Below are 7935 nucleotides of genomic sequence, written 5' to 3'. Positions count from 1 at the left end.
GATTGTCATAGTGACTCACGTCATACAACTCAAAGTCTAGTACCACTTGCTCTTGTACTTGCTGAACAGCTTTTCCTTCTACACTTGGGAAAGTCGTACGTAAACTGGCGTGCCTTGCAACTAACTGCTCAAGTGCTGAGGTTAAAGCGGTAATATTCAACTTACGTTGATAATGCCACGCCACAGGAATGCTATAAGCTGTGTGCCCGGGATTAAGCTGTTCTACTAACCATAAGCCTTGTTGGGCGTAACTTGGTTGTATCGCCTGCTGATCATGATTAAGTGCTGGAATGTCTAGCCATTGGTGCGTTTCAGCGGTATCAATGCAACGGCCTAATTCGGCAAGGCTATTGTTTTGATAGAACTGTGCCAGTGGCAAATTAACCTGAAATGCTTTGCGGATCTTTGCTTGTAACAAGCTAATTTGTAGTGAATTTACGTGCGTATGTCCAAGCCGCTCAGCGGTGCTCACCTGCTCTACTGGGCGCGCAAAAGTCTCAGCCCAAATGGTGACTAATTGATGCTCAGTTGCTGAGGTGGGGGCGATATATTGCGGTGCTGGAGTGATTGATAATTCCATGGCTTCTAATGCCCGTCTATCAATTTTGCCGTTTGGTGTGGTGGGAAAAGACTCGAGTACAACAAAGTGCTCGGGTATCATGTAACTTGGTAGTTTGGTTTCTAGATGTTGCGTTGCAATAGCGCCAGTAAAGGGGACTTCATCAGCCAAACAAAAAGCCACAAGGCGGCTATACTGCGGTGTTTTTTGTAACACAACAATACTGTCTTTCACTCCATGACAGGTATTTAAGCATTGCTCAATTTCTTGTGGCTCAATTCGATAACCATTAAACTTTATCTGAGTATCAATACGGCCCAAATACGTTAACTTGCCGTCATCTGTCAAACAGGCCAAATCTCCAGTTTTATACAGCCTTTCACCCGATACAAATGGGTTTTCAATAAATTTACTGGCTGTCAGTACAGGCTGGTTGAGATAGCCTCGCGCCAAACCTACTCCACCAATACACAACTCACCTGCGCTTCCTACTGGCAGTGGCTTACCAGCCTCATCGCAAATATAAATCGCCGTATTTGCTATCGGTTGACCTATTGGTATGTCGTCATATTCATTCAATAACGCCAGAGAAACGGCTTGGATTGAGCTGATAACTGTTGTTTCTGTTGGTCCGTAGGTATTGATGAGCTGGACATTAGGAAACCCAGTTAAACAGCGCTTCGCCTTTTGATGGTCTAGCTTTTCACCACCTACAATGATGGTTTTAACCAAAGAGAAATCAAACTCAGCGATCACTAAATGATGAAAAAATGCAGTCGGTAAGTTTAGTGTATTCACTTGATTGCGCTGTACAATTTCAGTCAAAGATGCAATGTTTAGCAGAGCTTGCTTGTCTTCTAACACCAAGGTTGCACCGTGATTGTGAATGACAAGCACCTCTTCAACAAAAATATCAAAGCCTATGCTTGCCAACTGAATTTGTACGCTACTGCTGTCTATTTGATAAGCCCGTGCAGCAAATAAGTTATGATTTACGACGCTTTGATGCTCGACCATCACGCCTTTTGGCTTGCCTGTGGAGCCCGAAGTGTAAAGTACGTACGCAAGGTGATTGGCATTCACAGTCTCATTTAATGACACAGCGTCCGCTTGCAACTGCGCAATTGCTGCATTGATAACGTCTAAATCTTTATCCAACAGTATTAAGGTGTCACTGTCACCAATACCACTGCGTATGCACTCAACACTATCACTGCGGCTAATGATTAACTGGGGCTTTACATCACTGACAATATACGCCAAACGCTCTGGTGGATAGTGAGGATCTAGTGGGAGGTACGCTCCCCCTGCCATTAATACCCCCCAGACACTCACAATTAAATCAAATGATGACTCAAGGCATAATCCCACCACAGTATCTGGCTTCACACCTTGGCTTTGAAGATATAACGCAAACTGCTGACTGCGCTCATACAAGGTTTGATAGCTATAAGCTTGGCCTCTATCGACTACGGCTATCGCATCTGGCGAGCGCTTGACTTGCTCAATAAAAAGGTGATGAAGACACATACCTTGAGGAATAGGATAGGCAGTTGCATTAAAGTCTTCCAACACACTCGGTTTGTCGAGATCTGACGATAAAGCAGGATCACTGGCGAATTTTTTGACCTCATTCTGCGCGTTGTCGCTGTGCTCTGCCGCTGTTTTAGTATATCCAGTTGGCACCGAATCGCGGTGTGATTTTGCGTATTCCGTTGATTGACAAGCATGCTGAGAAAGCGGTGTAACTGGATCACTGGACGGAGCGATACTAGCCTTGCCCTGGGTATCTTTGCTCGCTTCCTCACGACCTTTTTCATGCTGCGCGCTATTATCACTAGAAGAAATGTCGACACCTTTCTTCGTCAATCCATTTAGGAAATTCATTATTTTTTTCATGGAAACTCTTCAATCCCATTTAATTATTGTAATAAAGGACACCAATTTGGTTTTACTAGAAACAACTGGCAGAACTGGGGTCAGTTCACCTCACACAGTTCGTGCTACACAATTCGTGTTACACAGTTTGTGCCTCCCAATTGTCATTCAGATGTAGACACAGCGGTCGTCACTGGTTCGTATTCTTCAACATAATCCACTACAGCATTTTTATACTTATCAAGATCGAGGATCTCCTGAAGCCACTCAACATTCTGATGTACTGTGCTGGTATGAATTTGATTGAAAAGGAAATACGGCACCCAACCATTTGGTTTTTCATTCAACGTAAACTGCACTTCAACTTGGTTACCTCCTAATGGCTTGAACTCCCAAATATTGTGCATATGCGTCACTCTTACACAGCAATCATCCTCTGGTAGTAAATCAACAGCAGCCTTAAAATCGGTGTAGATTTCCTTCGTGATCGGGTCTTGCTTGAACTCCGAGCGCACCACATATTGTCTATCATCAAACGGTGAACCATAGGCATACTTGAAGGTATAATATTGATAACGCGGATAGTCCTGCGTCTTAATTATTTTCGAGTCAAAACACCCAATCTCATCACAAGCTTCTGGGTCACGCATCACTTTCATGATCGCGCCAAGCGACCCGGTAAAGGTTCCTTGCATTTTAAATTGTAAATGTGTTTCACCTGACGCCTTTAATGTGTGCACAGTGACGCCATCTTTAACATGCAACAATTCCCATTCGCCAGAGCCGGAATATTTCCAATATAAGTGCGAGGCAGTGGCAGACACAACGACTGCGCCGAGTGTAAACAGTAAGACCTTTTTAATAATGCTTCCGATAGAACCAACTTTCATTATTATTTCTCCTTTTAACTTTTTATTTGAAGTATCTATGCGCAATGGCTCACACCTAACACAGCTCAAGCTCAGCTCACCTGACTGGTTTGCGCTTGTAGGATGTCGCGTTGAAATGTGGCCGTACAATTAACTTTTTAATAGCGGTAAAAACTTATCTTGATGTCTTTTTAACAGTATTCCTGTTGCGACAATTAACAGCACTGCCACAGGGATAAACGCTTGCAAAATAAAGAAGTAGAATAAGCAAATAATGATAGTGCTTGGTAGTAGCAAAAATAATCCAAGCGGTACCTTGTAATTAAAGGCAATACTCAACACACCAAGTGTTTGTATCACTTTAAAGAATACCCAAAACCACATAGTGCCCATTAACCCTGACAAAAATGGGGTGACCGGCTCCCCGGTTAAGTAATAGTCAAATAGAATATACCCCCAACCATCAACGACACATATTCCTAACCAAAAGACCAAGAACAGACGAGACAACAATTCCAACCACTTCATTTTAATTTTCCTATGTTTGATAATTAAGTCTCACACGTGAGATAGTCCCGTGTGACGAATAAAAACTGATTACACTGCTACTTGTTTAATACTTTTCCAGCGACCATTTGACCACAGCAAGGTAACCATCAGTGTCGCAAGTAGTGCGTATAAGGTATGGATAACCCATATCTCCAACAATCCAAAATCAAGAAATACGCCCGCAAACCAAACCAATGGTAAAAAGAATAACCATTGTGTTCCGAAGGAAACGGCCAGTACCCGATTGACATCACCAATGGTGATCAAAGTGTATGCAAAAATGAAAATTAGGCTCGTAATACCGCTGGTGATCCCAACTACCTGTAAGGGTAAAGCCGCTTCAGCCACCAAAGTTGAGTCTGTAATAAATAGCGATAAAACCAACTCAGGAGCGAAAACCAATGGCAATGCCAATGCCGTTATCACGAATATACCGACCTTTGCAGTCGCCCACCCCCAAAGTGTTGCCTCCTCATAGTCCCCTTTACCGATAGCGCCCGAAACAAGCGTCGCAGACACTGAGCCTAGTGCCATCGGAAATAAGTTGAGTACAGAATAAATTCGCACAATTACATTGGTGGCAGCCAACTCATTGGTGCCTATTTTTCCAACTAACCAGAAGAAAATCACATATCCCAACGCTAAAGTAAACTCGCGAAAACTCTCAGGTATAGCAATATTGATAATATGTTTAATCAGGCTTGTACTCGGCCAACGACATAGAAAACCTTGACCGCGATGCAAATATGCAGTGATTAAGACATAAGATAAGTTACCAATATACACCGATAGTAACGTGGCCAAGCCAGCTCCCATAGTACCTAACGCCGGCGCTCCCCAATTCCCAAAAATAAAAATATAGTTAAACAAGACATTCAACGAGTTGATGATGAATAAGTTAAACATAAAAACTTTTGTTTTACCTATGCCATTCCAGTGCCCTTCAAAAGCCTCTGAAATACCGACACCAACCATTGAAAAAGACAATATCGTTAAATAAGCAATACTATGCTCAACCACCAAGGGGTCCGAGGCAACTTGCTGAAAGTACCAAGGGTTTATTAAATAGCAAAAAATGGACATTGGAATACCAATGGCAACTGCTATCAGCACACCGCCATTGAGAGGCAAACATAAATCTTGTGTTTCACCCAATCCTTTTTTCTTAGCGATTAAACCTTGTACAGCAGGTGCTAACCCTTGGATAAAACATAAAATGAGGGCATAACTAAATCCGGCCAAACCAATCGCTGCAATGGCTTCGCTACCGAGTTGACCCACCATAGCTAAATCAATAAATACCATAATAAAGGTTGAAGATAGTCCTGCGGTGATAGGCAAGGCCATCTTCAATATTGCTTCGACTCGGTTTCTGAATCGCATAAAAACAAACCCACAATTTAAAATACTAGATAGGTAGCAGATGACTTAAGATCTGCTTTCGTAAGGCAAAGCCAGCCAACAACACTTTTTTGATTAGCGAGAAGAAATAGTAGTGCGTCATCTCTTTGGCTTATTCTGACCACAATCATAAGCATTACCGATGTAATATGCCGTTATTGAGTCAACCTAATAGACACACAGTATATGGAAAACCAGATATTTGCATTTAGCAGAAATGACAGGTGCATAGACTCTATGGCCAATGCACCTGTAAGAAGTGTATTTAATTCAAAATGTTAAATCTTTATTTGTTGCACATACTCTCTTTCAAGTATCGAGAAATGGTCTCCTTCAATGTCGTACAACTCCGCAGGCTTTGCAAGCAAGCTGTTCCAACCATAGTCCTCTGGAGTACCATTACGCGCCGTATTACTTTTAGCACGATACAGTCTTACCATCAGTTTATGCGATATGGCTTTGGGTTTGAACGAGTCATAATTATCAATACTTTGGGTATAAACATGATATAACGCCGTTAACTGCTCAGCGGTTATTTCTACCCCATGTTTTGCCAGTAAGTCGACAAAGTAACGGCTTTGCTGCTTGATACTTTGATCTGCCAAAAATGCAACTTCATCATCTCGAATAAAGGCAATATCGCCCATTTGCATGGCGACGAGCTGAGCCAAGGAAGCTCTCGCTGAACCACCAAGAACATGGGGCGCAAATGAATCTAGTAATGTCAGACTTTCGACCTCTTCACCTCGTTCCAGTAACAAACGACTCATCTCATAGGCAACAACCCCGCCATAAGAATGACCAAGCAATCTATATGGGCCGATCGGCTGGATTTTCTTTAACGCTAAAATATTCGCTTCAGCGGTTTCAGTGACACTATTGTGCGGCGCGCTTTGACCATCTCCACCCATCGCCTGTAGACCATAAAACGGTTGATGTACGCCTAAATTTTTACTCATCGCATCAAAGCACAATACGTTACCGCCAGCCCCTGGTACCGCAAAAACGGGAGCAGCTTCAACTTTAGGCTGGATCGGCACCACAATATCGTGACTGTGCTGAGTAGGCTTACGCAGTAGCTCGGCAATTGCTTTAATCGTAGAGTTACCAAATAAGGTAGACATAGGTAAGTCTTGCTCAAACACCTTATTAATTTTTGCCATCAGGGTTAACGACATTAACGAATTGCCACCGAGATCGAAGAAGTCATCTGTGACACTGATTCTATTTTGAGACAGTTCAAAACAATCAGCCCAAATGTCCACCAATTGCTGCTCAACCTGATCACTAGGTGGTATTAACACCCCACGGTGGTGACCTTGGAGATCCGGCTCTGGTAAGGCACGGCGATCTACTTTGCCATTTGGCGTTAATGGCCACTGCTTCACCAATAACATCACCCCAGGCACCATATACTCTGGTAARCGGGCTTGTAACTGCGCTTTTACATCGCTGATAAACTCCGCCTCGTGCACTTCGCCTTCGGCTTTGATATAGGCCACCAATTGTGTACTGCCCGCGAGGGTTTTTGCCACCACTAACGCTGACTCTACCCCTGCCTGCTGGCTCAGCTGGTTTTCTACTTCACCAAGCTCGATACGATACCCTGATATTTTAACTTGGTCGTCTGTTCGCCCTAAAAAGGCGATATTACCATCCGCCAAATAGCGYACTAAGTCTCCTGTTCGATATAAACGCTTGCTACTATGTGGCTGCGCTGCATCAAAAAATGGATTCTCAACAAACCGCTCTTGGGTTAATTCYTCACGATGTAAATACCCCCGTGCTAGGCCATCCCCGCCAATGTATAACTCACCTACCGAGCCTTTTGGCACTAACGCTCCACTGGGCGATAAAATATACGCCTGTGCATACGAGAGCGCCCGCCCTATTTGTGCTTGCGCGGTRTTCACTCGGGTCAYGGTACTATTGACCGTACACTCCGTGGGTCCATACACGTTATACACCTGMGCACCTTGACCTTCGTACGCCTGTAAACGTGACCATAAACGCTCTGAAATGGCCTCTCCYCCAACCAATAAGTTCGGTTTCGCCCCATCGGCTTGCCAATTATCTAACCAAAACTCCAATAGACTTGGCGTACAATCCAACACCGTCACTTGCTGCTGGGCAACGTAGTCTTGTAATCGCTGCGGTGCCACTTTCAGTGCCTCTGGAATGATCACTAAGGTGCTACCACTGAGTAAGTACACCAAACCCTGCACTGAAGCATCAAATACATAGTTTGCGCACCACCCAAAGCGGTKMACCTCATCAAACCACCCCACCATYTCGCTGGCTAAGGCCTGCACCGTGCGATGCTCTATCATCACCCCTTTAGGCTGACCAGTAGACCCTGAGGTGTAAATCACATAGGCCAAACTTGCCCCGCTCACCTGTGTATCCACACGGGTCAAATCAGCACTGGAGTAACAGGCTAAGTGCTGGGCTAATTCCCCATCTAACGTCAATACCGTGCCTTGAAAATCGGGTARTACCGACGCCACTTGYTGCTGACTCAACACCAGAGATAGCTGTGCATCCGCTATCATATACGCCAGTCGCTCTTGCGGGTAATCCGGTGCCATCGGCACATAGGCACCGCCAGCTTTTAAGACTCCCAAGATGGCTATCACCATCTCCACAGAGCGCTCAACACATAGTCCCAACACATAGTCC

General features: G+C 44.2%; 5 protein-coding genes. All 5 read right to left on the bottom strand.

Going from position 1 to position 7935, the window contains the following annotated elements:
* On the bottom strand, positions 1 to 2458 hold a 2458-nt coding region (locus tag EAG18_RS21780), incomplete at its 3' end, for a non-ribosomal peptide synthetase (RefSeq protein WP_125254448.1).
* Positions 2459 to 2601: 143 nt separating this feature from the next.
* Positions 2602 to 3327, bottom strand: coding sequence for a hypothetical protein (locus EAG18_RS21775; protein WP_125254447.1), 726 nt, complete (start codon positions 3325 to 3327; stop codon positions 2602 to 2604).
* A 129-nt stretch (positions 3328 to 3456) separates the two neighbouring features.
* Positions 3457 to 3834, bottom strand: coding sequence for a hypothetical protein (locus EAG18_RS21770; protein ID WP_125254446.1), 378 nt, complete (start codon positions 3832 to 3834; stop codon positions 3457 to 3459).
* Between the two features lie 69 nt (positions 3835 to 3903).
* Entirely contained in the window at positions 3904 to 5238 is a 1335-nt protein-coding gene (locus EAG18_RS21765; protein ID WP_125254445.1) for an MATE family efflux transporter, read from the bottom strand.
* A 296-nt stretch (positions 5239 to 5534) separates the two neighbouring features.
* The coding region (locus tag EAG18_RS21760; RefSeq protein ID WP_125254444.1) for an amino acid adenylation domain-containing protein at positions 5535 to 7935 on the bottom strand (2401 nt) is incomplete at its 5' end.

The organism is Pseudoalteromonas sp. J010, assembly GCF_003934235.1.
Taxonomy (GTDB): Bacteria; Pseudomonadota; Gammaproteobacteria; order Enterobacterales; family Alteromonadaceae; genus Pseudoalteromonas; species Pseudoalteromonas peptidolytica.
The sequence above is the reverse complement of the archived record's forward strand: the minus strand, read 5'-3'. Positions and strand labels throughout refer to the sequence as shown.